Genomic DNA, 26,470 nt, shown 5'->3' on the forward strand with positions numbered 1-26,470 from the left:
CGCATCCGGAAGCTTCTCATGACCAAGCATGCGCCTTTCACCGGTTCGATGCCCGCGCTGGTGACGCCGTTCAAGAACGGCAGGATCGACGAGGATCGGCTGCGCGCGCTGGTCGACTGGCATATCGAAAGCGGTTCGAGCGGCCTGGTCCCGGTCGGCACCACCGGCGAGAGCCCGACGCTGTCCCATGACGAGCACGGCAAGGTCACCGAGATCGTGATCGCGCAGGCGCGCGGCCGGGTGCCGGTTATCGCCGGGGCCGGCTCCAACAACACCACCGAGGCGATCGCGCTGGCCAGGCACGCCGAGGAGGCCGGCGCCCAGGCGGTTCTGGTGGTGACGCCCTACTACAACAAGCCGACCCAGGAGGGCATGTACCAGCACTTCAAGGCGGTCAACGATGCGATCGGCATCCCGATCATCATCTACAACATCCCGCCGCGCTCGGTGGTCGACATGTCGATCGACACCATGTCGCGCCTCTACGAGCTGAAGAACATCGCCGGCGTGAAGGATGCCACCGGCAATCTGGCGCGCGTCTCGCAGCAGCGCCATGCGCTCGGGCCGGACTTCATCCAGCTCTCGGGCGAGGACATGACGGCGCTGGCCTATATGGCGGCCGGCGGCCATGGCTGCATCTCGGTGGTCGCCAATGTCGCGCCGCAGCTCTGCGCCGACCTGATGGCCTGCGTCGCCAAGGGCGACTTCGCCGGCGCGCTCGCCTTGCAGGATCGGCTCACCCCGCTGCACGACGCGGTGTTCCGCGAGCCCGGCGTCGCCGGCTCCAAGCACGGCATGACGCTGCTCGGCCGCCTCGAATCGGACGAGGTCCGCCTGCCGCTCCAGCCGGTGACGCCCGCGACCAGCCAGGCCATTCGCGCCGCGCTGGTTCACGCCGGGCTCCTCAATGCCTAGATAGGAGGACTGCGTCCGTCGGTTCGTCCCGGCGCGATGCCGGAGCGAGCCATGTACGAACCCAGTCACTTCAAGGTCGAGGATCGCGCGCAGCTGTTGGGCGTCATCCGCGCCCATCCGCTCGCGACGCTGGTCACGGCCGGCGAGGGCGGGCTGCAGGCCAACCCGGTGCCCTTCGTGCTGCATGCCGAGGAGGGCGAGCAGGGCGTGCTGCGCGCCCATCTCGCCCGGCCGAACCGCCAATGGCAGGCGATCGCGGCTGGTGCCGAGGTGCTGGTGATCTTCTCGGGCGTCGAGCGCTACATCACGCCGGACTGGTATGCCTCCAAGGCCGAGCACGGCAAGGTCGTGCCGACCTGGAACTACGTCACCGTGCAGGCGCGCGGCCCGGCCCGCGCCATCGACGACCCGGCCTGGCTCCACGCCCAGATCGAGGCGCTGACCCGCCAGCAGGAGGAGCCGCGCGCACGGCCCTGGGCGGTGAGCGACGCGCCGGAACGCTTCATCGCCGCGCAGGCGCGCGGCATCGTCGGCATCGAGATCGAGATCGCCTCGCTGCTCGGCAAGTTCAAGCTCAGCCAGAACCGGCAGGAGGCCGACAAGCGCGGCGTCTTCAACGGCTTGTCGGCGGATCCGGATTCGGATTCGCAGGCCATGGCCGGGCTGGTCGACATGTTCGGAATGCGGAACCCCTCATGAGCAAGCCCGATCCGGATCGCTACAAGCTCGCCGCGGACAACCGCAAGGCGCGCTTCAACTATGCCATCGACGAGACCATCGAGGCCGGCATCGCCCTGCAGGGCACCGAGGTGAAGTCGCTGCGCGGCGGCAAGGCGATGATCGCCGAGAGCTATGCCGGCCCGATGGGCGACGAGCTCTTCCTGTTCAACGCGCATATCCCGGAATATCTCGAGGCCAACCGCTTCAACCATGATGTGCGCCGGCCGCGGAAGCTGCTGCTGCATCGCCGCCAGATCAACAAGCTGATGGGCGCGATCCAGCGCGAGGGCTACACGGTCATCCCGCTCAAGGTCTATTTCAACGAGAAGGGCCGCGCCAAGGTCGAGCTCGGCCTCGGCAAGGGCAAGAAGCTGCACGACAAGCGCGAGACCGAGAAGACCCGCGACTGGAATCGCGACAAGCAGCGCCTGATGAAGAGCGGCGGCTGAGCCGCCGTCCTGCGCGCCGCATGTCGGCGCGCCTCGACATGCCAGCCAGGACGGTTCCGAAGTACCTGCGAGCCTCGGCCTTGATCACAGGCCTGTGTCGCGCCGCCGAGGCGGCGGCGCGCTGTCTCACTGGTCTCGCCGCTGGGGCGGCGATGCTCAGCCCTTCGCCTTCTTGAAGTTCTCGTTCGCCTTGTCCCAGTTCACCGTCTTCCACCAGGCGGTGAGGTATTCCGGGCGGCGGTTCTGGTATTTCAGGTAGTAGGCGTGCTCCCAGACGTCGACGCCGAGCACCGGCCTGGCGCTGAGCTCCAGCGGGGTGTCCTGGTTGGCGGTCGAGATTACCGCGAGCTTGCCGTCCTTGCCGACGACCAGCCAGGCCCAGCCCGAGCCGAAGCGCGTGGCGCCGGCCTGGTTGACCCGCTTCACCATCTCGTCGAACGAGCCGAAGGCCGCGTCGATGGCACCGGCCAGTTCGGTTCCGGGTTTCTCGCCGCCGCCGGGCGTCATCAGCTCCCAGAAGAAGCTGTGGTTCCAGTGGCCGCCGACATTGTTGCGCACCGCCGTCCGCACCGTCTCCGGCACGGCGCCGAGATCGGCCAGCACCTTGTCGATCGGGGTGGTGCGCAAGCCGTCCCACTGCTTCGCGGCGGCGTTGGCGCCGTTCACATAGGCCTGGTGATGCGCCGAATGGTGGATGCGCATGGTCTGCGCGTCGATGACCGGCTCCAGCGCCTCGTAGGCGTAGCCGAGCTTCGGCAGGGTGAAGACCGGCGCCGCGTCCTGCGCCGTCTGCGCCAGGAGGGGCGAGGGCCGGGTGGCCAGGAGGACGGTGCCGGCCATGAGGCCGGTCAGGATGCTGCGGCGTCGGATGCTGTGCTGCATGGTTCGAACCTCCGGTGCTGTGGGACGGATGGTGACGGACGGACCGCGTCGGGCGAGACCCGCGGGGGCTCGACATCGTCGCTGCTGGCTACGCAACTCCCTGGCCGGCGGCTGGTTCGCCGGGGTCAGCCCTCCGACGGCTCGTCGCCGGTGCGGATGCCGTAGCGGCGCTCCAGCCCGGGATTGGCCTGCGTGCCTGTGCCGGCGCCGCCGCGATGGGCGCGCTCGGCCGGGTCGCGGCCGACCTTCTGCATCAGCTGGGCGAGATCGACGAACTCGTCGCATTGCCGGCGCAGGTCGTCGGCGACCATGGGCGGGGTGGTGGTGATGGTCGAGACCACCGAGACCTTGACGCCCTTGCGCTGCACCGCCTCGACCAGCGGGCGGAAGTCGCCGTCGCCGGAGAACAGGTAGATATGGTCGAGATGGGGCGCGAGCTCGAGCATCTCGATGGCGAGCTCGATGTCCATATTGCCCTTGACCCGGCGGCGCCCCGACGCGTCGGTGAACTCCTTGGCCGCCTTTGTGACGACGCGGTAGCCGTTATAGTCGAGCCAGTCGACCAGCGGCCGGATCGAGGTGTACTCCTCGCTCTCGACCAAGGTGGTGAAATAGAAGGCGCGGATCAGGTTGCCGCGCTCCTGGAATTCCTTCAGCAGCCGCCGGTAGTCCATGTCGAAGCCGAGCTGCTTCGAGGTGGCATAGAGATTTGCGCCATCGATGAAGAGTGCGATGCGCGGTCCGGCGGCCATGCGGGTGCTCCTGGGCAATGGATATGTCGCTGAAAAACGGGCCGTGGTCGAGAGGGCGTCCGACGGCGATCCGGATCATGGTGCATGATCCGGGCAGTACTGTGGTGACGGCTCGCCTTGGGCGCGCGCGGTCTTCTCTCGGCTCGGGAGAGACTGATTAGGCCTCAGCCGCGCGGGAACTCCAGGCCCATCTCGCGATAGCGCTCCGGATCGTCGCTCCAGTTCTCGCGCACCTTCACGAACAGGAAGAGATGGACCTTGGCCTCGGCGGCTTCCGCGATCTCGACGCGGGCCTTCTGGCCGATCGCCTTGATCGTCTGGCCGCCTTGGCCGAGCACGATCTTCCGCTGGCTCTCGCGCTCGACGAAGATCGTCTGCTCGATGCGCACCGACCCGTCCGGGCGCTGCTGCCAGCTGTCGGTCTCGACGGTCGAGCGATAGGGCAATTCGTCGTGCAGCCGTTCGAAGATCTTCTCGCGGGTGATCTCGGCCGCGAGGAAGCGCAACGGCGCATCCGAAATCTGGTCCTCGGGATAGAGCCAGGGGCCGGGCTTCATCCGGCTTTCCAGCCAGGTCAGGATGTCCTTGACGCCATAGCCGGTCAGCGCTGCGACCATGAAGGTCGACTCGAAGCGGGTGTGCTCGTTGAGAGAGGCCGCGATGGTGAGCAGCTTCTCCTTCGGGATCGTGTCGATCTTGTTGAGGATCAGGAACTTGGGCTGCTTCAGCTCGGCGAGCTTCTCCAGCAGCATCGTGTTCTCCTCATGGTCGAAGCGGCCGACATCGATCAGAACGCCGATCAGGTCGGCGTCGGTGGCGCCGCCCCAGGCGCTGGTCACCATGGCGCGGTCGAGCCGGCGCTTCGGCGCGAAGATGCCGGGCGTGTCGACGAATATAATCTGGGTCGGCCCGGTGAGCGCGATGCCGCGCACCTGGGTGCGCGTGGTCTGCACCTTGCGCGAGACGATCGAAACCTTGGCGCCGACGAGCTGGTTGAGCAGCGTCGACTTGCCGGCATTGGGCGCGCCGATCAGCGCGACGAAGCCGCAGCGTGTGTCCTGCTCAGACATGGGTCTCTTCCGGTTTCTCGTTCCACAATCCTTCCCGTCTCAGGAAGGCTTCCGCCGCGGCCTGCTGCGCGATCTGCTTCGAGCGTCCTTCCGCGGCCGCTTCCGCCAGGCCCGCGATCCGGGCGGCGACGCGGAACAGCGGGGCATGGTCCGGACCCGAGCGGGCGAGCTCGACATAGACCGGCGCGCTGTAGCCCTTGCCGAGCGCCCATTCCTGCAGCGAGGACTTGGCGTCACGCAGGCGCTGCGGCGGCTTCTCCAGCCGCTCGCCGAAGCCGCGCTCGACAAGTGCGCGCGCGGCATCGTAGCCGGCGTCCATGAACACCGCGCCGATCACCGCCTCGCAGGCATTGGCCAGGATGCTGACGTTCTTGCGGGCGCCGTTCAGCACCTCGCCGTCGCCGAGCCGCATGAACGGGCCGAGATCCCAGATCCGGGCGACCTCGGCGCAGGTCTCCTTGCGCACCAGATCGGCCAGCCGGCGTGACAGGTCGCCCTCCAGCGCCGTGTCGTAGCGGCGGTAGAGCATGTCGGAGATGCTGAGGCCGAGCACCCGGTCGCCGAGGAATTCGAGCCGCTGGTAGTGCCCGCCATGGCGCGCGCTTTCGGCGCTCATATGGGTGAGGGCGGTCTCCAGCAGGCTCCGATCGGCGAAGCTGTGGCCGAGATTGCGCTCGAGCCGGGCCAGGTCGGGCTTCTTGTCCGGCTTCTTGCCGGCGCTGTCGCTTGTTTTGCTCACTTGATCGTCGTGAAGATGCGGGCCCAGCGGACGGTCCAGGGCCATTCCCAGATGCGCCAGGCGGAGGCGCCCTCGTCGATCGAGAAGAAGATGATCTCGGCGCGGCCGACGAAGTTCTCGAACGGCACGTAGCCGACGCTGCGGTCGCGCGAATCGAGCGAGTTGTCGCGATTGTCGCCCATCATGAAGAAATGGCCGGGCGGCACGGTGAACACGGCTGTGTTGTCGAAGGTGCCGCGGTCACCGTCGCGCTCGATGATCTCGTGCGAGGTGCCGCCGGGCAGCGTCTCGCGATAGCGGATCGCCGGCGTCGAGCGGCCCCAGGCGTCGGTGGTGACGAAGTCGGCGATCCGCTCCCGCTTCACCGCCTGGTTGTTGATGTGCAGGATGCCGTCGATCATCTGCACCCGGTCGCCCGGCAGGCCGATGACGCGCTTGATGTAGTCCGTCGAATTGTCGCTCGGCAGCTTGAATACGGCGATGTCGCCGCGCTTCGGCTCGGCCGCCCAGACCCGTCCCTCGAACAGCGGCGGGCTGAACGGGATCGAATGCTTCGAGTAGCCGTAGGTGTACTTCGACACGAACAGGTAGTCGCCGATCAGCAGGGTGGGGATCAGCGAGCCCGACGGGATGTTGAAGGGCTGGAACAGCAGCGTGCGGATCACCAGGGCGATGAGCAGGGCCTGGACGACGACCTTGACGGTCTCGAGGATTCCGCCCTCGTCCTTGGCCTTGTTCTTGATTTCGGCGTCGTTGGCCACCCGGGCGCTCCTGCAGACATGTCTTGCCAGAGCGCGGTCTAGCGGAATGCGACGGCGCGGACAACGCGCAAGGCTTCGCGCTCGCGGCATCGGGATCGCGGCGCGGTTGCGCGCGCCCGCGCGCTGTGCCGGTCAGAGCTGCTTTCGCCCTGGTGCCCAAGTAAATAGATCGCGTTGACGAAAGTAGCCGGACCCTGCAATCTCTTCGGTGGGATAGATTCTCCGGAGAAACACCTATGAGCGCCAAGAAGTATGTCGCCGAAACCATCGGCACGTTCTGGTTGACATTTGCCGGCTGCGGCAGCGCCGTGATCGCCGCCGGCTTTCCGCAGGTCGGTATCGGGCTGCTGGGCGTGGCCCTCGCCTTCGGTCTGACGGTGGTGACCATGGCCTATGCCGTCGGTCACATCTCCGGCGGGCATTTCAACCCGGCCGTGACGATCGGGCTGGCGGCGGGCGGGCGTTTCCCGGCCTCGCAGATTCCCGGCTACATCGTCGCCCAGCTCGTCGGCGCGATCGCCGCGGCGGGCCTGCTCTATCTCATCGCCAAGGGCGCGCCGGGCTTCGATCTCGCCGGCGGCTTCGCCTCCAACGGCTATGCCGAGCATTCGCCCGGCAAGTACAGCCTGCTCTCGGCCTTCCTCATGGAATTCACCATGACGGCGGTGTTCCTCTTCGTGATCTTCGGCGCGACCAGCAAGCAGGGCCCGGTCGGCTTCGCCCCGCTCGCCATCGGCCTGGCGCTGGTGCTGATCCATCTCGTCAGCATCCCGGTCACCAACACCTCGGTGAACCCGGCGCGCAGCACCGGCCCGGCGCTCTTCGTCGGCGGCTGGGCGATCTCGCAGCTCTGGTTGTTCTGGGTCGCGCCGATCCTCGGCGGCATCTTCGGTGGCGTGCTCTATCGCTGGCTGAACGACGAGGGCTGAGCCCCGGCGGGGGCGGGCGTCAGCGGCGCCCGCATCCTGATCGCGACGATCCGATCAGGCGAGCGCGTCCGGCTTCACCGCCGGGCGCGCTTCGATCACGACGAACGCCTGCGCCAGCGGAGGATCGTCGGTGAGCGAGACATGGACGATCGCCTCGTAGCCGGGCGGCGTCATCCCGGCGAGCCGTTCTGCGGCCCCGCCGGTCAGTTTCATGGTCGGGCGCCCGCCCGGCAGGTTGACCACCTCCATGTCGCGCCAGAACACGCCGAGCGCCATGCCGGTGCCCAGTGCCTTCGAGCAGGCCTCCTTGGCCGCGAAGCGCCTGGCATAGGAAGCGGCCCGCGTCGCGCGGCGGTCCGACTTCGCCCGTTCGCCGGGCGTGAAGACGCGATGGGTGAAGCGCTCGCCGAAGCGCGCGAGCGACTTCTCGATGCGGCGGATGTCGCAGAGGTCGGAGCCGATGCCGAGGATCATGGCGCAGGTCTACAGCATCGTGCCGACAAGGGGAATCCGCTCGTCGCAACAATCCGATGCGATACCAATGAGATAGATCGCCGCTATCGCGTCGGTCCGGGCGCGCGGCGATCCTGAGCATGGTGCACGGTGGCCACCGCCTCAGCCGGCGGCGCGGCCCTCGTCCATCGCCCGGCGCATGGTGGCGATCGCCGCTTCGAGCCCGACGAAGACCGCTTCCCCGATCAGGAAGTGTCCGATGTTGAACTCGGCGAATTCGGTGACGCGGGCGAGGTCGCGCGCGGTGTCGAAATCGAGCCCGTGGCCGGCATGCACCTCGAGCCCCTCGGCGATGGCGAGGCGCGCGCCCTCCGCCAGCCGGGCGAATTGCCGGTGGGCCTCGTCGCCGTCGCCCGCCGCGACCGCGTGGCACCATGTTCCGGTATGCAGCTCGATCACCGGGGCGCCGAGCCGGGCGGCCATGCGGATCGGCGCCGCGTCCGGCTCGATGAACAGCGAGACGCGGCAGCCGGCCGCCGCCAGCCGCGCGATCGGGGCCTCGAGGGCCTGCGCCTGCCCGACGACGTCGAGCCCGCCCTCGGTGGTGCGCTCCTCGCGCTTCTCGGGCACGAGGCAGGCGGCATGGGGGCGCAGGCGGCAGGCGAGGGTGACCATCTCCTCGGTCGCCGCCATCTCGAAATTGAGCGGGCGCGTCAGCTGGGCCGCCAGCCGGGCCATGTCGGTATCGCGGATATGGCGGCGGTCCTCGCGCAGATGGGCGGTGATGCCGTCGGCACCGGCGGCGATGGCGAGATGGGCGGCGCGGACCGGATCGGGCAGCTCGCCGCCGCGCGCATTGCGAATGGTGGCGACGTGGTCGACGTTCACGCCGAGCCGCAGAGCTTGTCTCATCAGCCGTTCTCCCGAGCCTCGCGGCAGATGTAAGCCGTGCGGGGCAGGGGGCTCAAGGCACGCCGGCGCGGGGCCGGCCCCGCAGGACCGATGGTGTGGCACCGATGGTGGGGCTCCCACAGGCTGCGGCGCGGCGCGGGCCCGCAAATCGCTTGCGCGCCCGGGCCTGCGCATCGCGCAAAACCTTGCATCGGCGCGGGCGACGCTGTAAGAGCGCCGTTCATCCCTTTCATCGCATCGCGATATCAGAAGGAGCCGCGGATGGCTCGCGTCACCGTTGAGGACTGCATCGACAAGGTCGAGAACCGATTCGAGCTCGTCCTGCTGGCCGGTCATCGCGCCCGCATGATCGCCTCCGGATCGCCGATCCTGGTCGCGCGCGACAACGACAAGAACCCTGTCGTGGCGCTGCGCGAGATCGCCGAGGAAAAGCTGACCCCCGAGGATCTCAAGGAAGACCTGATCCACTCGCTCCAGAAGCATGTCGAGGTCGACGAGCCGGAAGCCGACACGGTGCCGTTGCTGACCTCGCCGACGCAGTCCTCCACGCCCGATTCGGAAGTCCAGTTCGACCGGATGAGCGAAGAGGACCTGCTGCGCGGCCTCGACGGCCTGGTGCCGCCGACCGAGAGCCCCGACGACGAGGACTGATCCCGCGCGAAAGCGTTGAGGATGATTCGTCAAAAGCCCGGCATCGCCGGGCTTTTTCGTGGCCGCTGACCGCGGCCGCATCTTGCCGCCCGGCAGGGCGGCATCGATAGTGACCAGTGTCAGGGCCGCCTCGCCCGCTCGCGCCGTCGCGAGGGAGGCCGGGCCGCCGCGTCGGATTCGGCGCGCGGCAGGCTCCTGCAGGACGAGCGGTGGAGTACGGCCCGCATGGGCATGATGCGGCAATACGAGCTGGTCGATCGGGTCCGGCGCTACAATCCCAATACCGACGAGGACCTGCTCAACCGGGCCTATGTCTACGCCATGCGCGCCCATGGCTCGCAGAAGCGCGCCTCGGGCGACCCCTTCTTCGCCCATCCGCTCGAAGTGGCGGCGCTGCTGACCGACCTCAAGCTCGACGACGCCACCATCGTCGCGGCCGTGCTGCACGACACGGTCGAGGACACGGAAGCGACGCTGGAGGAGATCGAGAACCTCTTCGGGCCCGATATCCGCCGCCTCGTCGACGGGCTGACGAAGATCAAGAAGCTCGACCTCGTCTCCAAGAAGGCGGCGCAGGGCGAGAATTTCCGCAAGCTGCTGCTGGCGATCGCCGAGGACATCCGCGTCCTGCTGGTGAAGCTGGCCGACCGCCTGCACAATATGCGCACGCTCCATTACGTCGCGCCTGAGAAGCGCCTGCGCATCGCCGAGGAGACGGTCGAGATCTATGCGCCGCTCGCCGGCCGCATGGGCATGCAGGAGCTGCGCGAGGAGCTGGAGGAACTCGCCTTCCGCCACATCAAGCCGGAGGCGCACGACACCATCACCCGCCGGCTCGAGGAGGTGACCGAGCGCGAGGGCCAGGTCATCGGCGAGATCGAGAGCGACCTGAAGACCAAGCTCGCCGAGCGCGGCATCGAGGCCCAGGTCTATGGCCGCCGCAAGCGGCCCTATTCGATCTGGAAGAAGATGGAGCGCAAATCCATCTCCTTCGAGCAGCTCTCCGACATTTTCGGCTTCCGCGTCATCGTCGATACGCCCGACGACTGCTATCGCGTGCTCGGCATCGTCCACATGACTTGGCCGATGGTGCCGGGTCGCTACAAGGACTACATCTCGACGCCGAAGCAGAACGACTACCGCTCGCTGCACACCACGGTGGTCGGCCCCGGTCGCCAGCGCGTCGAGCTGCAGATCCGCACCGACGCGATGGACCGCATCGCCGAATACGGCATCGCCGCCCATGCCCGCTACAAGGACGGCCGCACCACGGGCGAGCTCGCCGCCGACGACAGCCGCGCCTATCAATGGCTGCGCCGCACCGTCGACCTGCTGGCCGAGGGAGACAATCCCGAGGAATTCCTCGAGCACACCAAGCTCGAGCTCTTCCACGACCAGGTCTTCTGCTTCACCCCGAAGGGGCGGCTGATCGCGCTGCCGCGCGGCGCGACGCCGATCGACTTCGCCTATGCTGTGCACACCGATGTCGGCAACACCGCTGTCGGCGCGCGCATCAACGGGCGCATCGCGCCGCTGCTCACCGAGTTGCAGAACGGCGACGAGGTCGAGATCACCCGTGCCGAGGGCCAGACGCCGCCGGCCGCCTGGGAATCGCTGGTCGTCACCGGCAAGGCCCGCGCCGCGATCCGCCGCGCCACCCGCACCGCCGTGCGCCGCCAGTATTCCGGCCTCGGCCGCCAGATCCTCGAACGCGCCTTCTCGCGCGCCGAGCGGGCCTTCGGCGACGAGAAGCTCAAGGCGGCGCTGCGCCGCCTGGCGCGCAACACCGTCGACGACGTGCTGGCGGCCGTCGGCCGCGGCGAGATGTTCTCGGGCGACGTGCTGCGCGCGGTCTATCCCGATCTCGAACCCGAGAAGCGTTCGAGCGTCGATCCGAAGGTGAAGGCGCCGCCGCCGGGCAAGGGCTGGTTCGAATTGCGCCAGGGCGAGAACCTCAAGTTCAAGCTGCCTGACGAGCCGCCGGGCGACGACGCGATCCCGATCCGCGGCCTCGGTGGCGACCTGCCGGTGCGCTTCGCCCCGGGCGGCGGCGCCGTGCCGGGCGACCGCATCGTCGGCATCCTAACGCCGGGCGAGGCAGTGACGATCTACCCTATCCAGTCGCCGGCGCTCGCCGCCTTCGACAACGAGCCGGAGCGCTGGCTCGACGTGCGCTGGGACCTCGACGACAAGCGCCCGCAGCGCTTCCCGGCGCGCATCGCGCTCAATTCGATCAACGAGCCCGGCTCGCTGGCCCAGATCACCACCACCATCGCCGAGCACGACGGCAATATCGACGCCGTGCAGATGGTCAGGCCGACGCCGGACTTCACCGAGGTCACCATCGATCTCACCGTCTGGGACCTGAAGCATCTCAGCGCCATCATCAGCGAGCTGCGCGAGAAGCGGGTGATCAGCCGCGTCGAGCGCGTGGTGGCGTAGCGCCCGGATTGACGGGCTTTCGCGCGCCGCCCTAACTCCGCCGATGGAATGGAGCGACGACGGCACGATCATCGGCGTCAGGCGTCATGGCGAGAGCGCCGTGATCCTGGAGGTGATGACGCGCCTGCACGGCCGGCATCTCGGCCTCGTCCGAGGCGGGCGCTCGGCCCGCCAGCAGCCGGTGCTACAGCCGGGCAACGCCGTCGCGGTGACCTGGCGGGCGCGGCTGGAGGACCAGCTCGGCGAATACAGGGTCGAGCTGCTCGCCTCGCACGCGGCGCGGCTGATGGCGCAGCCGGTCGCGCTCTACGGGCTGGCCACGGTGGCGGCGCTGCTGCGCCTCCTGCCCGAGCGCGATCCGCATCCGGCGCTGCATGAGGGGCTCGGCGTTTTGGTCGAGCATCTCGACGAGCCGACGCTGGCGCCGGCGCTGCTGATCCGCTTCGAGCTCGCCATGCTGTCGGAACTCGGCTTCGGCCTCTCGCTCGACCGCTGCGCCGTCACCGGGGCGCGCGAGATGCTGAGCCATGTCTCGCCGAAGAGCGGGCGGGCGGTCAGCCGGGCCGCGGCCGGGCCTTGGCTCGACCGCCTGCTGCCGCTGCCGGCCTTCCTGAGCGAGGGCCAGGGCATGGCCGCGCCCTCCGTCGCGGACATCCTGGCGGGCTTTGCGCTCACCGGTTTCTTCCTGCGGCGCGACGTCTTCGGGCCGCGCGGGCTGGCGGAGCCGCCGGAGCGCGAGAAATTGCTTGATCTCGCCCGGAAAAATCCCTGATTTCGTCAGGATCGTGCCGGCGACGCTTTGCGTTGCTGCCTTTCAGGCGGCATTGTGCGAGAAGACGATCGCGTGCCGCTGGGGGCCACGCGCGGCGCGCCCGGCCGAGCTGTCGGCGCCATCTGGTCGAGGTCTGAGGAGAGCATGGGCAAACCCGTCGAGCCGCCGCCGGAGGACGAGACCGAGCGCGTCGATCTGAAGAGCGCGCTCGAGGAGCGCTATCTCGCCTATGCGCTCTCCACGATCATGCATCGCGCCCTCCCGGACGCCCGCGACGGGTTGAAGCCGGTGCATCGCCGCATCCTGCACGCCATGCGGCTGCTGCGGCTCGATCCCGGCCAAGTCCACAAGAAGTGCGCCCGCATCGTCGGCGACGTCATCGGCAAGTTCCACCCGCATGGCGACCAGTCGGTCTACGACGCGCTGGTGCGCTTGGCGCAGGATTTCGCCCAGCGCTATCCGCTGGTCGACGGGCAGGGCAACTTCGGCAATATCGACGGCGATAACGCCGCGGCCTACCGCTACACCGAAGCGCGCATGACCGAGGTCGCGCGCCTGCTGCTCGACGGGCTCGACGAGGACGCGGTCGATTTCCGCGAGACCTATAACGGCGAGGACGAGGAGCCGATGGTGCTCCCCGCCGCTTTCCCGAACCTGCTGGCCAACGGCTCGCAGGGCATCGCGGTCGGCATGGCGACCTCGATCCCGCCGCACAACGCCGCCGAGCTTTGCGACGCGGCGCTCTATCTCATCCAGCACCCGGAGACGAGCTCCGAGCAGCTGATGACCTTCGTGCAGGGCCCGGACTTCCCGACCGGCGGCGTCGTCGTCGAGACCCGCGCCTCGATGGTCGAGACCTACCGCACCGGTCGCGGCGCCTTCCGCACCCGCGCGCGCTGGCATGTCGAGGACCAGGGCCGCGGCGCCTGGCTCGCGGTGGTGACCGAGATCCCCTACATGGTCTCGAAGGGCCGGCTGATCGAGAAGATCGCCGAGCTGCTCAACGAGCGGAAGCTGCCGCTGGTCGCCGATCTGCGCGACGAATCGGCCGAGGATATCCGCATCGTCATCGAGCCGCGGGCCCGCAATGTCGACGCCAACCTGATGATGGAATCGCTGTTCAGGCTCTCGGAGCTGGAAGCGCGCATTCCGATGAACATGAACGTGCTGACCGGGGGGCTGGTGCCGCGCGTGCTCGGCCTGGCCGAAGCGCTCCGTGCCTGGCTCGACCATCGCCGCGAGGTGCTGCTGCGCCGCTCGCGCTACCGTCTCGGCCAGATCGAGAAGCGGCTCGAGATCCTGGCCGGCCTGCTCATCGTCTATCTGGACCTCGACCGGGTCATCAAGATCATCCGCGAGGAGGACGAGCCGAAGATCGAGCTGATGAAGGCCTTCGAGCTCACCGAGATCCAGGCCAACGCCATTCTCGACACCAGGCTGCGCGCGCTGCGCAAGCTGGAGGAGATGCAGCTCAAGACGGAGTTCGATGCCCTGACCCGCGAGAAGGGCCAGATCGAGGAGCTGCTCGGCTCCGAGCCGGTGCAGTGGAAGCTGATCAAGCACGACATCCGCGAGGTGAAGAAGCTCTTCGGCCCGGATACGGTGATCGGCAAGCGCCGCACCGATTTCGCCGACATGCCCGATACCACCGATATCGACCTGACCCAGGCCATGGTCGAGCGCGAGCCGATCACGGTGGTGATCTCCAAGAAGGGCTGGATCCGCGCGCTGAAGGGCCATGTCCAAGACCTGTCGAACCTGTCCTTCAAGGGCGACGACACGCTGCACGCGGCCTTCTTCGCCGAGACCACCTCCAAGCTGCTGCTGATGGCGACCAACGGGCGCGTGTTCACGCTGGAAGCCTCCAAGCTGCCCGGCGGTCGCGGTTTCGGCGATCCGGTGCGGCTGATGATCGAGCTGGAGGAGAGCGCCGAGATCGTCGCCGCCTTCCCCTACAGGCCGGGGCTGAAGCTGCTCGTCGCCACCAGCGAGGGCCGCGGCTTCGTGGTGTCGAGCGACGAGGTCGTCGCCAACACCCGCAAGGGCAAGCAGGTGCTGAACGTCGAGGCGCCGGCCACCGCCATGCTCGCCATCCCGGCCGAGGGCGACCATGTCGCCACCATTGGCCAGAACCGCAAGCTGCTCTGCTTCCCGCTCTCCGAGGTCGCCGAGATGACGCGCGGCAAGGGCGTCAAGCTGCAGCGCTACAAGGATGGCGGGCTGGCCGACGCCAAGGTGTTCAAGCTGGAGGACGGGCTAACCTGGCTCGACACCTCCAACCGCACCTGGACGGTGACGCAGGCCGACCTGCTGGAATGGCTGGGCCACCGCGCCGAAGCCGGACGCTTGCCGCCGAAGGGCTTCCCCCGCAGCAACCGCTTCGGCGGCTAACGGGCCGGTGCGCCCCGCCCGTGATTGCGAGGCGCACCGCCTCCGCCGTTCGGGAGCCGTCACCTGCCGCGTTCCGGTGCCGGCGAACCACCCTTCAGGAGCCGCTGCCCCTGTCATTTGGGGGCTTCGGGGACCGCGACCTCCGTCATTCCGGGGCTTCGCGCAGCGAAGAGCCCGGAACCCATGATCACGCGGAAACGGCAGTCGAGCGCGAGCGCTCGTGCTCGCCACGCTCCGCCCGCGACAATCCGCTTCCGGTCATCGTGGCCAGCGTGGTGGTGATGGGTTCCGGGCTCGCCGCTATGCGGCGCCCCGGAATGACATTGTGGGGTGGGGAGGGGCTTGCGATCGGCGGAGCAGGAGGTCGCCTGGTGGCAGGCCCTCACACGATCTCTCGATCACCGCTTCGCTGACAGCTCGGCCGCCGAGCCGCGAAACAGTCGCGATTTCAGAGGTTTGGCCCTCGCGTCGGAATCAGCTTCGCAAGGCGTTGAATCAAACTCTCAAGCGCGGCTATCGGCAGCGTCAAGCCGGCGTGGTCTGGCGCCAGCCGAGCGTCACGGGCGCCGGTCGTGTGTCCAGGCGATTGCGGGGGGCGGCCTCAGCGCAGGGCCGGGCCGACGACGCCGACTTCGAGGCCGAGCGTCAGCTTGTCGGTCACGGCCCATTCGACGCCGGCGCGTGCATCGGGGCGGACGGCGATATCGGAGCGGGAGAACGGGGTCGAGAAGGGCGTGGCGCCGAAGCGGTAGGTCTCCTTCGCCGCGCTCATGCCGACCTTGGTGTAGAGCAGCACGTCAGGCGTCGCGAGCACGCCGACCTTGACCTGGAAGGCGCCGGCGATGTCGCGCGAATAGCTGGCGCGGCCGAAGGCCGGGATGCCGGAATTGCCGAAGGACGGAGCGTATTCCAGCGCGCCGACGATGCCGTAGACGAGGTTGCCGTCGCGCCAGTGCTTGCCGCCCTCCAGCCCGATGGTCGGGCCGGCGGAGCTGCCCCAGTACTTCGAGCTCGAGACCTGGAAGCCGGTCGAGATCCGGGCATAGGAGCCTTCCCAGCGCACGCCGCCGGGATCGAGCGTCGGCTGGCTCCAGGCGAAGGAGGGCAGGGCCGCGAAACCGGTGAAGGGCAGGACCGCCTGGGCTCGCGCCGGCACCGAGGCCAAAGCGAGGCCGCTGCCGGCCAGGGCGGCGATGGCGAGGGCTCTGAAGGGGCTGGGGCGCGCGCTCATGCTCATAGGCTAGCAGAGGAGAGCGCGATTGTCGCGGTTTTGTGGCGGGCGCTCAGGCGACCTTTGCCTTCAGCTTGACGAAGCGCATGGCGCGCTCGGCGGTGGCGAGATCGAGCACGCGATAGGCGGTGATGTCGGAGTCGATGTCGCGCGCCTTGAAGAACAGCCGCCGCGAACGCAGCCGCAGGATGGCGGCGAAGGCGTCCTCGCCGAGATCGAGGGTGCGGGCGAGCACCGCCACGCCGCTGACGTCGCGCTGGAGCAGGACGCGCAGGGTCTGGTCGTCCGAGAGCCCGGCGAGGCCGGCCAGGACCTGCGCGAGATGGAAGGCGCGGTCCTCCTCGGCCAGCATGGCCACCACGTCGTCGCGCGTGCGCTCGCCATTGCGCAGGTCAGCCTGCAGCAGTCTCACCTCGAGGCGCTGCCTGCGGGCCTCGCTGGCGAGGCCGTGGGCGCCGGGCTGCGCGTGCTCGGAGACCTGCTCGACGATGCGCAGCACCCGTTGCAGCCGCTGGGGCGACAGGTCGCTGCGTCCGGCGAGCGAGGCGCTGACCGCTGCATCGTCGCCGCCGCGCTCCAGTAGCCGGTCGAAGCCCTGCTCGGAGAACCGCGCGCCCTCATTGCCGCTGACGGTGCGCAGCACGGTGGTGTCGCCGCGCTCGACCAGGATGTCGGTGACGGTTTCGGACAGGCGGGCGCGTTCGGCGATGGCGGCGAGATGCGCCTGGGTCTGGCTGACCGCGATCGCCGCCAGATCGCTGTCGCTGAGCACCGGCGAAAGCCGCAGCACCAGCCGGGCCACGCCCGAATCGGCGTCGTTGGCCAGCGTCACCGCGACCTCGCGCGGCAGGCTGGGGACGGCGGCGACGCTGTCGGCGTAGTCCTTGCGCGCCTCGGGATCGAGATGGCCGAGCGTATTGAGTGCGATGTCGCCGTAATGCGAACGCGAGACCTCGCTGGGGTCGGCATCGAGCAGGAACAGGTCCGTCACCGCGTTGAGCAGCTGGCGGCGTGAATCCGACGACAGCTCGGCGGGCATACGCGAGAGCGAGAGCAACATGGGACGTCTGTTCCGCATCGGCCGGGCCTTCTGCCCGCGAGCGCACTCAACCATGTCCGGCTTTGATTAAGTCTTAAGGCGGCGGCGCCCGCCAAGGGCGCCGCTGCGCGTCGTTAACGCTTGGTCAAGTCGCCGGCAGGCAGGCGGGGCCGAGCGGCTCGAAGCTCTTGTAGGTCAGGATGAATTCCTGATGGCCGAGTTCCTCGGACTTGGTGCGGGCGCCCTGCGCCAGCGAGACCACGAGGTCGCGGATCTCGGTGCCGACCTCGTCGAGGCCGGCGCGGCCTTCGAGGATCCGCCCGGCATCGACGTCCATGTCCTCGCTCATCCGGCGATAGGTCTCCGGATTGGCGCAGATCTTCACCACGGGCGAGATCGCCGAGCCGACCACCGAGCCGCGCCCGGTGACGAACAGCACGCAATGCGCGCCGCAGGCGATCAATTCGGCGATCTCGGCATTGTCGTTGATATTGGGGAAGCCGAAGCGGACCTCGCCGTCCGGCACCACGTCGAGCAGATAAAGCCCGCCGCGCGGCGGCACGTCGCCGGGCTTGAGCAGGCCCGAGATCGGCGAGGCGCCCGACTTGGCATAGGCGCCCATCGACTTCTCCTCGATGGTGGAGAGCCCGCCCTCGGCATTGCCGGCGGCGAAGGAGCCGTAGCCGAGCGTCGCGTAATAGCGCGCGGCCTTGGCGACCGAACCTTCCAGCACGCGGCCGAGTTCCGGCGTGACGGCACGCGCGGCCATGATGTGCTCGCAGCCGATCAGCTCGCCGGTCTCCTCGAAGATGCAGGCGGCGCCTTCGGCGATCAGCTGGTCGAAGGCGCGCCCGGCCGCCGGGTTTCCGGTGATGCCGGAAGTGCCGTCGGAGCCGCCGCAGACCGTGCCGATCACCAGTTCGCTCACCGCCATCGGCACGGTCTCGGCCGCGTCGAGCGCCAGGCGCTGCTCCTCGACCCAGGCCCGCCCCTGGCGGATCGAGGCACGCGTGCCGCCGGTGCCCTGGATGACGATGGTCTTGACCGGCCGGCCGCTGGCCCGGACGGCGCGCTCCAGCGCGTATTTGTTGAAGCTCTCGCAGCCGAGCGAGACGAGCAGCACCGCCCCGACATTGGGATGGGTGCACAGCCGCTCCATCATCCGGTCGGCATAGGCGTTGGGGTAGCAGCCCGGGAAGCCGATGGCGTGGACCTCGTTCTCGCGCCAGGGCAGGGCGATCTCTCGCGCGACATGGTGCGCGCACTCGACGAGATAGGCGACGGCGACGACGTTGCGGATGCCCTTGCGGCCGTCGCTGCGGAGGTAGCCCCTGAGTTCGCTCATGACGCGGCTCCCGCCTTGCGCTCGTCCTCGAGATGATGGGTCGGCGTATAGTCGCTGCGCATGTTGTGGACATGGACATGCGCGCCCGCGGCGACGGCCTGCGTCGCCACGCCGATCGGCGCGCCGTATTTCAGGATCTTGTCGCCGGCCGCGATGGCGCTTCGCGCGACCTTATGGGCGAGCGCAATGGCGGTGTCGGTGGTGCCCGACCCGGCGCCCGTCGCGATGGTCTCGCCGGCGGCGAGGCGCTGGCGCGCCACCAGCACGTTGTCGCGCGGATCGAGCAGGATCAGGCGGGGATCGTGGCTCATGGGTCGGTCCGGTATGAGGCCCGCCGGCACCGCCGGCGCAGGCCGGGATGCTGGCGGGCGGGAAGCGTTGCGTCAGAACTTGCCGTACTGCAGATAGGCCTGCTGCGGGTCGGTCCCGGCCAGGATCGCGGTGCGGACCTTGTTCTCGGTCGAGATCGCGGTCTCGGACTTGTCGAGCACCTCCTCGATGATCTCCGAGGGAATGCGCACCACGCCGTCGCGATCGGCCAGGATGTAGTCGCCGGGGCGGATCCAGACGTCGCCGATCTTGACCGGCTCGTCGACGGCCTTGGGCAGCCAGGCGCCGACGATGTCGCGCGGCGTATAGGCCTTGAAATAGACCTGGAAGCCCATCTCGATCATGAACTCGTTGTCGCGCGACAGCCCGTCGATGACACAGCCGCGCACGCCCTTGTTCTTCAGCGTCTCGGCCGAGAGCTCGCCCATCAGCGCGACCTCCTCGGTGTTGGGCTGGCAGACCCAGACATGGCCGGGCTTGGCGGCGGAGAGCAGGCCGGTCCAGCCGAGCAGCGTCTCGTGGGAATCGAACTCGCCGGTCTTGCCCTCGACGGTGAAGGCCGGCCCCGCCAGGGTCTGGCCGGGCAGGAGCGGGCGCAGCGCCGGGGGCAGGGTGAAGTCCTTGAGGCCCATGCCGCGCATCACGTCGTGGACGACGCCGGTGTAGCACTTCTCCAGGCGCTGGGTCAGTTGGTCGGTCATGTTTCCTCCGTTGCGGCCGCCGCTTGCCCGCGGCCGTCGCGGCGGAGAGTGGGGTGCCTCGCGGACGGCGGCAAGGGCGGATCGCGCAGGACGGCGATGCGCCTGCGAAACGCTTTGGGAGGCGGCGCTGGCATGCCCGGTCGCGGCCTACTCAGCCCGTTCCCAGCCCTGCGGCGAAAGCCGTTCCTGCGGCAGGAAACGGGCCTTGTAACCCATCTTCTCCGAGCCCTCGACCCAGTAGCCGAGATAGACATAGGGCAGGCCGAGCTTGCGGGCGCGGGCGACATGGTCGAGCACCATGAAGCTGCCGAGCGAGCGCGGCTCAAGGTCCGGATCATAGACCGAATAGACCATGGACAGCCCGTCCGAGAGCCGGTCGGTCAGGGCGAAGCCGTAGAGGTCGCCCGTGCCGCGCCCGGTGAAGCCGCTGTCGGGGCCGCGGCGGCGGTATTCGATCAGGCTGGTCTCGACATGGGTGTCCTCGACCATCATCGCGAAATCGAGCGCCGACATCGAGGCCATGCCGCCATCGGGATGGCGGGCGTCGAGATAGCCGCGGAACAGCGAATAGTGCTCCGAGCGCGGCTGTGGCGGCAGCACCTCGCCGATCAGGTCGGCATTGCGGGCGAGAACCTTGCGGAAGCCGCGCGACGGCCGGAAATCGTCGACCACGATCCGCACCGAGACGCAGGCGCGGCAGGTCTCGCAGGCCGGGCGGTAGGCGATGCTCTGCGAGCGCCGGAAGCCGCCCTGGGACAGCATGTCGTTGATCTCGCGGGCGCGCGGCCCGACGAGATGGGTGAAGACCTTGCGCTCCTCCCGCCCCGGCAGATAGGGGCAGGGGCTCGGCGCGGTTAGGTAGAATTGCGGGGCGTCCCGCAGATGCCGCGTCACGTTCGCTCGCTTCCCGGTAACGCCGGTACTCGCGCCCAGTGTAGCACCGGGCGCGAGGGCAACAAGCCGGGCTTCAGGCCCGCACCACCACCAGGCCGGTGAGGATGTCGTGGCCGAGGCGGCGATCGTCGCGGACCAGCCCGCAGAGGATGTCGATCAGCCAGAGCGCCACCGTGCCGGCGGCGACGTAGAAGAACAGCGCGTGCACGGCGGCGGCGAGCGCGTCGGGCCGGCCGCCCGAGACCGTCTCGACCCGCAGCCCGGCCATGCGCATGCCGAAGGTCGCTTGCTTGCGCCCGCCGATCGTCAGCGCCGAATAGCCGAGCAGCACGAAGACGGCGGCGCCGCCCATCAGCAGCCAGGTCAGTCCGAAGGTGACGATGCCGAGGATGCCGAGCATCGCCAGCACGATCCAGGTCAGGACGAACAGCACCACCACGTCGCCGATCCAGGCGAACAGGCGGGAGCCGAGCACGCCGCGCGTATCCTGCGGCAGCCGGTCGTCGAGCGCGACCACCGGATCGCGGGAATAGGGCGAGTTCGTCATCGTCGGGTCTCTCCTGGGACGGGGCCGGGCCGGGACCGGCCCTCGATCGTCCAGGGCACAATGTTTGGTCAGGCCTGCGGTTCCGCAAGGCCGCGCGGATGAATCCGGCGCGGCGCGAAGCCCTCGCGCACCAGCGCCGCCTCGATCTGCGCGGTGTGCGCCTCGTCGCGCGCCTCCACCGTGACGTCGAGCGTCACGCCCTTGGCGGGCACGTCGAGGAAGAGGCGGCCATGGCTGACCTCGAGGATGTTGGCGCCCAGCGTGCCGAGCAGGCTCGCCACCTTGCCGAGGAACCCCGGCCGGTCGCTCGCCGCGAGGCGGAAGGCGGCGATGCGCTGCGCGCGCTCCAGTTCGCGCACCATGATCGCCGCCAGCAGGCGCGTATCGATATTGCCGCCGCTGAGCACCAGCCCGACCTTGCGGCCGCGATAGCGCTCCGGCTCCTTCAGCAGCGCCGCGAGGCCTGCGGCTCCGGCGCCTTCCGCCAGCGTGTGCTGCAGCGTGGCGAAGGCGTTCACCGCGCGCTCGATCACGTCCTCGTCGACCAGCACGATGTCCTGCGCGCAGGCGCCGACGATCGGCAGCGTCGAGGTACCGACGGTCTTGACCGCGATGCCTTCAGCCAGCGTCGGACCGCCAATCGGCCGGGCCGCACCGGTCAGCGCATTGTGGAAGGAGGGGTAGAGCACCGGTTCGACACCGATCAGCGTGATCGCCGGGTTGAGGCCGCGCGCCGCCACCGCGATGCCGGACAGCAGCCCGCCGCCGCCGAGCGGCACGGGCAGCACCTCGAGATCCGGCCGCTGGCGCAGCATTTCGAGCGCGATCGTGCCCTGGCCGGCCATCACCGCCGGATCGTCATAGGGGTGGACGAAGACCAGCCCCTGTTCGCCGGCGAGACGATGGGCCTCGTCGGCGGCCTCGTAGAGCGTTTCGCCGTGCAGCACCACCGTCGCGCCGTGGCCGCGCGTGTTCTCGACCTTCACCAGCGGCGTCGGCTCCGGCATGACGATGGTCGCCGGGATGCCGAAGCGGCGCGCGTGATAGGCGACGGCTTGGGCGTGGTTGCCGGCCGACATGGCGACGACGCCGCGACGCTTCTCCGCGTCGCTCAGCCTGAGCAGCTTGTTCACCGCGCCGCGCTCCTTGAAGGAGGCGGTCGCCTGCATGTTCTCGTGCTTGACGAAGACCTCGGCGCCGGTGAGGGCCGACAGGCGCGGCGACGGCACCAGCGGCGTCTCCAGCACATGGCCGGCAATGGTCCGTGCGGCCGCCTCGACATCTGCGAGGCTGATCGCGAAGGCGGTGTCGGTCACGCGGAAATCCCCGAGCGGTTCGAGCCGGGCGCTCGGTGCGCGCCACCGTCGCGGGTGGATGGTCGCGTGAGCCGTCGCCATGCGGCGAGCTATAGCCCGCTCCGTCGCGCGCGACGAGAGCGATCGGCGCCGGCCCGGCTGCGGATCGCCTATTTGCCGGTGCGGGGCGGGCCGGGATCCACCGGCGGCTCGGCCCGGTCCTCCAGATAGAAGCGGCGCAGCAGCAGGAAGCTCGCCTCCGCCATCGGGATGCCGTCCGAGGCGACGCCGGCGAGCGCGCCGCGCGGCAGCGAACCGCCATCGCCGGCGAAGACGCAGTCGATCGTGCGCCGGCGCAGCGGGCGCGACGGTTCCTCCACCGTGTAGACGATCCGCAGGATACCGCGGCGCGGGCCGGGGCCAGAGCGCTCGACCTCGATCCGCGTCCCCGGATTGAGGGCGGGAATCGCCAGCCGGCAGGCGCGGACCTGCGCGGCGTCGAAGGACGCGCTGCAGCCGGCGAGCGGGACGGCCAGCAGGAGGGGGAGGGCGAGCGCGCGCATCGCCGTCAGGCTATCGCATCGGCCCGGAATGCGGAACGCGCTCCGGGCAGGGCTGTCGTGCGGGCAACGGCATGGATCGCGGCCGTGGCGCCCGGGCCGGAAGACGGGCGAAGCGGCTCAGCGCTGCTCGGCGAGCGCCTTGGCGACGCGCGGCGCGAAATAGGTCAGCACCCCGTCGGCGCCGGCGCGCTTGAAGGCGAGCAGGCTCTCGGTCATCGCCCGGTCGCCGTCGAGCCAGCCATTATTGGCAGCGGCCATGATCATCGCGTACTCACCCGAGACTTGGTAGGCGAAGGTCGGCACGCGGAAGGTGTCCTTCACCCGCGCGATCACGTCGAGATAGGGCAGGCCCGGCTTGACCATGACCATGTCGGCGCCTTCCTCGAGATCGAGCGCCACCTCGGCGATGGCCTCGTCGCTGTTGGCCGGGTCCATCTGGTAGGTGCGCTTGTCGCCGATCAGCGTCGCATTGGTGCCGATCGCGTCGCGGAACGGGCCGTAATAGGCCGAGGCGTACTTGGCCGAATAGGCCATGATCTGCACGTCCTCGTGCCCGTCGCCGTCGAGCGCGGAGCGGATCGCCGCGACGCGGCCGTCCATCATGTCGGAGGGGGCGATCACGTCGGCGCCGGCATCGGCCAGCGCCAGGGACTGTTGCACCAGAATCTGGACGCTGGCGTCGTTGAGGATGGTCTCGCCCGACATCACCCCGTCATGGCCGTGGGAGGTGTAGGGATCGAGCGCGGCGTCGCAGATGATGCCGAGATTGGGCACCTCGGCCTTGATGGCGCGCACGGCGCGGCACATCAGGTTGCGGCTGTTCAGGGCCTCGGAGCCGGTGGCGTCGCGCAGCGAGCGCTCGACGAAGGGAAAGGGCGCGATCGCCGGAATGCCCAGCGAGGCGGCCTCGACCGCGCGGCGCACCGCCTCGTCGATGTTCAGGCGCTCGACGCCCGGCATCCAGGCGACGGGCGAGGTCGCCTCGCTCGAATCGATCAGGAAGAGCGGCCAGATCAGGTCGTCGGTGGTCAGGCGGTTCTCGCGGACCAGCCGGCGCGACCAGTCGCTCTTGCGGTTGCGGCGCATGCGGCGCGTCAGGCCGAGCGAGGCCTGGGTGTCGATCGCGGTGCCGGACTGGCGCGCCTGCGGGGCGAGAAGGGGGTGAACCGCTCGTGATGTCATCGATGCCTCCGCGCACAGCCGGCTACCTGCCCGTCGCGTGTGATCGCTCTTAGCACATCGGAACCATTCCAAAACAGGAGGAATGGTCGCATGGCGTGCCTGCTCGCTCTTTCTGGCCTGCACGGCGGTGCGCGACCGCGGCGTGCGCCTGCGCGCGTTGACAAGCGTCGCGGCCAGCCCGCAAACACGGGGCGTGGTCCGGGAGGCGAGCGCGACGCGAATGACTGACGAACCCGAAATCATCTGCGAGGTGCGCGGCGCGGCCGGGCACGTCCTGCTCAACCGCCCCAAGGCGCTCAACGCCCTCAACCTGCCGATGGTGCGCGAGCTGACGCGCGCGCTGGACGCCTGGGAGCGCGATCCGGCGGTGACCCGCATCGTCGTCGAGGGCGCCGGCGGCAAGGCCTTCTGCGCCGGCGGCGACATCCGCACCCTGCACGACCTCGGCAAGGCCGGCCGCCATGCCGAGATGCTGTCGTTCTGGCGCGAGGAATACCTGCTCAACCTGCGCATCCAGAGCTATTCCAAGCCCTATGTCTCGCTGGTCGACGGCATCGTCATGGGCGGCGGCGTCGGACTCTCGCTGCACGGCAGCCATCGCGTCGCAGGCGAGCGCTATCTCTTCGCCATGCCCGAGGTCGGCATCGGCTTCTTCCCGGATGTCGGCGCGACCTATGCGTTGCCGCGCCTGCCGGGCGCCGCCGGCGTCTATCTCGCCCTGACCGGCGACCGGATCGGCCAGGGCGACGCGGTCGCGCTGGGAATCGCCAGCCATGCCGTCGGCTCCGCCCGAATCGCCGAGCTGTCGCAGGCGCTGACGGGGCCGGAGCCGGTCGAGACGATTCTCGCCGCCTTCGCGGCGGAGCCCGGCGAGGTGAAGCTCGCCGCCTCGGCGCTGGTGATCGCCGACTGCTTCGGCGCGGAAACCCTGCAGGAGCTCATCGCCGCGCTGGAGCGGCAGGCTGGCGAGGGCGACGCCTTCGCCGCGAAGACGCTCGCGACCCTGCGCACCAAGTCGCCGACCAGCGTCGCGATCGCCTTCGAGCAGATGCGCCGCGGCGGCGCGCTCGACTTCGCCGACGCGATGGCGACCGAGTTCCGTGTCGTCTCCCGCATCGCCCATGGCCATGACTTCTACGAGGGCGTCAGGGCGGTGCTGGTCGACAAGGACCAGTCGCCCGTCTGGCAGCCTGCGACGATCGAGGCAGTCGATCCGGCGGCGGTCGCGGCGCATTTCGCGCCGCTCGGCCCCGACGAACTGCTGCCGGGCCGCTAGGATGGCGGTGCTGCGAGACGGGGACGTTCTGCGCAATCCGGGGCTCGACGGCCAGGCGCCGGAGAGCAAGGCCGTGGCCACGCGCTGGCGGCGCGTGCTCGTCTGGTTCCTGCGCCTGCTCTCGCTGGTCTGGATCGCAAAGGGGTTGACGCAATGGGGCGTCATCCTCGGGCTCGGCCCCGAGGCCGGCCCGCCCTTCGAGGCGCGCCCGCTGACCTTCCAGGCCATCATCGTCTACTTCGCGGTTTTCGATCTCGTGGCCGCCGTCGGCCTCTGGCTGACCGCGACCTGGGGTGGCGTGCTCTGGCTGCTGGCCGCGATGAGCCATCTCCTGCTGGGCTTCTTCTTCCCGCGCTGGCTGCCGCTCTCGCCGGCTCTGGTGGCGGGCTATGTCGGCCTGATGACGGCCTATTTCCTGGCCACCTGGGCGGCGGAAAACCGCGACGGCTGAACCCGCCGCAACCGTGCGAATGCGCGCCGGGACGGTAATAAACGCTTTAGCTTAAGCGTTTTCGGGTTCATTTCGGATTCACCCAAACGGGTAAATCTCCGATTCACGCTGATATTTAAACTCGTTTTCATCCGCCCCGCCTAGGGTGTCTCTCAGAACCGGACTGGGAGAAAAATCCCGGCCGACATCCAACAGGCGGGATATACGAAGATGAGCACTGTAAAGACTGTTGATCGTGTTGGGTCTGACGACGTTAAGCTGGAAGTGAAGCCGCTTTACCTTGAGTCCCTCACCCTGGTCGAGCGTCTGCATCGTCGTCTGCTCGACGTCATCAAGGACGAGTTCGAGCGCCGCAACCGCGACGACGTCAACAGCGTCCAGGCCCTGCTCCTCTACAATATCGGCGACGCCGAGCTGAGCGCGAGCGAGCTGCGCACCCGCGGCTACTATCTCGGCTCGAACGTCTCCTACAACGTCAAGAAGCTGGTCGAGCTCGGCTTCCTGCACCATGCCCGCTCGCGGATCGACCGTCGCTCGGTGCGCATCTCGCTGACCGACAAGGGCCGCGAGGTCCACGACATCATCAAGGGCGTCTACGACAAGCACGTCCGCACGGTGGAGCAGATCGGCGGCATCGCGGCCGACGACTTCGAGCGCATGAACAACGCGCTGCTGCGCCTCGAACGCTTCTGGACCGACCAGATCCGCTACAAGCTCTGATCCGGCCGGCGGCACCGCCGCCGCCAGGCCCGGTCGCACGGGGAGGGGCGCCCGACGC

Annotated in this window: 28 protein-coding genes; 11 read left to right on the top strand and 17 right to left on the bottom strand. The window is 69.0% G+C overall.

The genetic code is table 11. The features are described 5' to 3' along the window. The first annotated feature begins 18 nt into the window (after window positions 1-18). The 3 genes from dapA to smpB are packed head-to-tail and all read left to right on the top strand — an operon-like array spanning window position 19 to window position 2,084. Window positions 19-915, top strand: a complete 897-nt coding sequence (gene dapA / locus ABE438_RS08090; RefSeq protein ID WP_346502072.1) for a 4-hydroxy-tetrahydrodipicolinate synthase — start codon at window positions 19-21, stop codon at window positions 913-915. 51 nt (window positions 916-966) lie between these two features. Next, the gene (locus ABE438_RS08095; protein ID WP_346502073.1) at window positions 967-1,614 is read left to right on the top strand and encodes an FMN-binding negative transcriptional regulator; all 648 of its coding nucleotides are present in this window, start codon (window positions 967-969) and stop codon (window positions 1,612-1,614) included. Further along, entirely contained in the window at window positions 1,611-2,084 is a 474-nt protein-coding gene (gene smpB, locus ABE438_RS08100) for an SsrA-binding protein SmpB (protein ID WP_346502074.1), read from the top strand. Before ABE438_RS08095 ends, smpB begins: the two co-directional genes overlap by 4 nt. Window positions 2,085-2,240: 156 nt before the next feature. Here smpB and ABE438_RS08105 read toward each other — a convergent pair whose 3' ends face one another. The 5 genes from ABE438_RS08105 to lepB form a co-directional block, all read right to left on the bottom strand. Beyond that, complete coding sequence (locus tag ABE438_RS08105; protein ID WP_346502075.1) at window positions 2,241-2,966, bottom strand: superoxide dismutase; 726 nt, start codon at window positions 2,964-2,966, stop codon at window positions 2,241-2,243. 125 nt (window positions 2,967-3,091) lie between these two features. Further along, window positions 3,092-3,718, bottom strand: a complete 627-nt coding sequence (locus ABE438_RS08110) for a LabA-like NYN domain-containing protein (protein WP_346502076.1) — start codon at window positions 3,716-3,718, stop codon at window positions 3,092-3,094. Between the two features lie 164 nt (window positions 3,719-3,882). Further along, window positions 3,883-4,788: a GTPase Era gene (era, locus tag ABE438_RS08115; protein WP_346502077.1), complete on the bottom strand. Its 906-nt coding sequence runs from the start codon at window positions 4,786-4,788 to the stop codon at window positions 3,883-3,885. Then, window positions 4,781-5,572 carry a ribonuclease III gene (gene rnc / locus ABE438_RS08120; RefSeq protein ID WP_465248576.1) on the bottom strand — a complete coding sequence of 264 codons (792 nt, stop codon included), beginning with the start codon at window positions 5,570-5,572 and terminating at the stop codon, window positions 4,781-4,783. Before rnc ends, era begins: the two co-directional genes overlap by 8 nt. Further along, a complete protein-coding gene (lepB, locus tag ABE438_RS08125) occupies window positions 5,524-6,288 on the bottom strand; it encodes a signal peptidase I (RefSeq protein ID WP_346502079.1) in 765 nt (254 codons plus the stop codon). The genes rnc and lepB overlap by 49 nt, the downstream gene beginning before the upstream one ends. A gap of 236 nt (window positions 6,289-6,524) precedes the next feature. On the opposite strand from lepB, the gene aqpZ reads away from it, so the two are divergent. After that, window positions 6,525-7,217, top strand: a complete 693-nt coding sequence (aqpZ, locus tag ABE438_RS08130; RefSeq protein ID WP_346502080.1) for an aquaporin Z — start codon at window positions 6,525-6,527, stop codon at window positions 7,215-7,217. A 54-nt stretch (window positions 7,218-7,271) separates the two neighbouring features. On the opposite strand, the gene acpS is transcribed toward aqpZ, so the two are convergent. Continuing rightward, entirely contained in the window at window positions 7,272-7,691 is a 420-nt protein-coding gene (acpS, locus tag ABE438_RS08135; RefSeq protein ID WP_346502081.1) for a holo-ACP synthase, read from the bottom strand. 141 nt (window positions 7,692-7,832) lie between these two features. Next, window positions 7,833-8,582, bottom strand: a complete 750-nt coding sequence (locus tag ABE438_RS08140) for a pyridoxine 5'-phosphate synthase (protein ID WP_346502082.1) — start codon at window positions 8,580-8,582, stop codon at window positions 7,833-7,835. Window positions 8,583-8,843: 261 nt separating this feature from the next. Between ABE438_RS08140 and rpoZ the strand changes: the two genes are divergently transcribed. The 4 genes from rpoZ to parC all read left to right on the top strand — a co-directional run bounded on the left by rpoZ (window position 8,844) and on the right by parC (window position 14,838). Next, window positions 8,844-9,233: a DNA-directed RNA polymerase subunit omega gene (rpoZ, locus tag ABE438_RS08145; RefSeq protein WP_346502083.1), complete on the top strand. Its 390-nt coding sequence runs from the start codon at window positions 8,844-8,846 to the stop codon at window positions 9,231-9,233. A gap of 231 nt (window positions 9,234-9,464) precedes the next feature. Then, on the top strand, window positions 9,465-11,675 hold the full coding sequence (locus tag ABE438_RS08150; RefSeq protein WP_346502118.1) for a RelA/SpoT family protein: 2,211 nt from the start codon (window positions 9,465-9,467) through the stop codon (window positions 11,673-11,675). A gap of 43 nt (window positions 11,676-11,718) precedes the next feature. Then, window positions 11,719-12,447 (top strand): DNA repair protein RecO, encoded by a 729-nt coding sequence (gene recO, locus ABE438_RS08155; RefSeq protein ID WP_346502084.1) that lies wholly within the window; start codon window positions 11,719-11,721, stop codon window positions 12,445-12,447. Window positions 12,448-12,591: 144 nt separating this feature from the next. Further along, window positions 12,592-14,838 (top strand): DNA topoisomerase IV subunit A, encoded by a 2,247-nt coding sequence (gene parC / locus ABE438_RS08160; protein WP_346502085.1) that lies wholly within the window; start codon window positions 12,592-12,594, stop codon window positions 14,836-14,838. Window positions 14,839-15,439: 601 nt separating this feature from the next. Here the strand turns inward: parC and ABE438_RS08165 are convergent. From ABE438_RS08165 to hemB, 10 genes are all read right to left on the bottom strand, one after another. Then, window positions 15,440-16,069, bottom strand: coding sequence for an outer membrane protein (locus tag ABE438_RS08165; protein WP_346502086.1), 630 nt, complete (start codon window positions 16,067-16,069; stop codon window positions 15,440-15,442). A 52-nt stretch (window positions 16,070-16,121) separates the two neighbouring features. Continuing rightward, entirely contained in the window at window positions 16,122-17,129 is a 1,008-nt protein-coding gene (locus tag ABE438_RS08170; protein ID WP_346502087.1) for a DUF2336 domain-containing protein, read from the bottom strand. A 124-nt stretch (window positions 17,130-17,253) separates the two neighbouring features. Further along, the gene (locus ABE438_RS08175; RefSeq protein ID WP_346502088.1) at window positions 17,254-18,453 is read right to left on the bottom strand and encodes a UxaA family hydrolase; all 1,200 of its coding nucleotides are present in this window, start codon (window positions 18,451-18,453) and stop codon (window positions 17,254-17,256) included. Beyond that, window positions 18,450-18,764 (bottom strand): UxaA family hydrolase, encoded by a 315-nt coding sequence (locus ABE438_RS08180; RefSeq protein ID WP_346502089.1) that lies wholly within the window; start codon window positions 18,762-18,764, stop codon window positions 18,450-18,452. The genes ABE438_RS08175 and ABE438_RS08180 overlap by 4 nt, the downstream gene beginning before the upstream one ends. A 72-nt stretch (window positions 18,765-18,836) precedes the next feature. Beyond that, entirely contained in the window at window positions 18,837-19,484 is a 648-nt protein-coding gene (locus tag ABE438_RS08185; protein ID WP_346502090.1) for an RraA family protein, read from the bottom strand. Between the two features lie 147 nt (window positions 19,485-19,631). Then, window positions 19,632-20,378: an arginyltransferase gene (locus tag ABE438_RS08190; protein ID WP_346502091.1), complete on the bottom strand. Its 747-nt coding sequence runs from the start codon at window positions 20,376-20,378 to the stop codon at window positions 19,632-19,634. A 73-nt stretch (window positions 20,379-20,451) separates the two neighbouring features. Next, window positions 20,452-20,925, bottom strand: coding sequence for an RDD family protein (locus tag ABE438_RS08195; protein ID WP_346502092.1), 474 nt, complete (start codon window positions 20,923-20,925; stop codon window positions 20,452-20,454). 68 nt (window positions 20,926-20,993) lie between these two features. Beyond that, window positions 20,994-22,241: a threonine ammonia-lyase gene (locus ABE438_RS08200; RefSeq protein ID WP_346502093.1), complete on the bottom strand. Its 1,248-nt coding sequence runs from the start codon at window positions 22,239-22,241 to the stop codon at window positions 20,994-20,996. A 149-nt stretch (window positions 22,242-22,390) separates the two neighbouring features. After that, complete coding sequence (locus ABE438_RS08205) at window positions 22,391-22,783, bottom strand: hypothetical protein (RefSeq protein WP_346502094.1); 393 nt, start codon at window positions 22,781-22,783, stop codon at window positions 22,391-22,393. Window positions 22,784-22,900: 117 nt separating this feature from the next. Beyond that, entirely contained in the window at window positions 22,901-23,869 is a 969-nt protein-coding gene (gene hemB / locus ABE438_RS08210; RefSeq protein WP_346502119.1) for a porphobilinogen synthase, read from the bottom strand. A gap of 316 nt (window positions 23,870-24,185) precedes the next feature. On the opposite strand from hemB, the gene ABE438_RS08215 reads away from it, so the two are divergent. The 3 genes from ABE438_RS08215 (at window position 24,186) to ldtR (ending at window position 26,412) form a co-directional block, all read left to right on the top strand. Continuing rightward, window positions 24,186-25,241 (top strand): enoyl-CoA hydratase/isomerase family protein, encoded by a 1,056-nt coding sequence (locus tag ABE438_RS08215; RefSeq protein WP_346502095.1) that lies wholly within the window; start codon window positions 24,186-24,188, stop codon window positions 25,239-25,241. 1 nt (window position 25,242) lies between these two features. Beyond that, window positions 25,243-25,692: a DUF6163 family protein gene (locus ABE438_RS08220; RefSeq protein WP_346502096.1), complete on the top strand. Its 450-nt coding sequence runs from the start codon at window positions 25,243-25,245 to the stop codon at window positions 25,690-25,692. Between the two features lie 210 nt (window positions 25,693-25,902). Beyond that, complete coding sequence (gene ldtR, locus ABE438_RS08225; RefSeq protein ID WP_346502097.1) at window positions 25,903-26,412, top strand: transcriptional regulator LdtR; 510 nt, start codon at window positions 25,903-25,905, stop codon at window positions 26,410-26,412. Window positions 26,413-26,470 lie beyond the last annotated feature (58 nt).

The sequence above is a fragment of the Allobosea sp. TWI1241 genome, assembly GCF_039673065.1.
Lineage (GTDB): Bacteria > Pseudomonadota > Alphaproteobacteria > Rhizobiales > Beijerinckiaceae > Allobosea.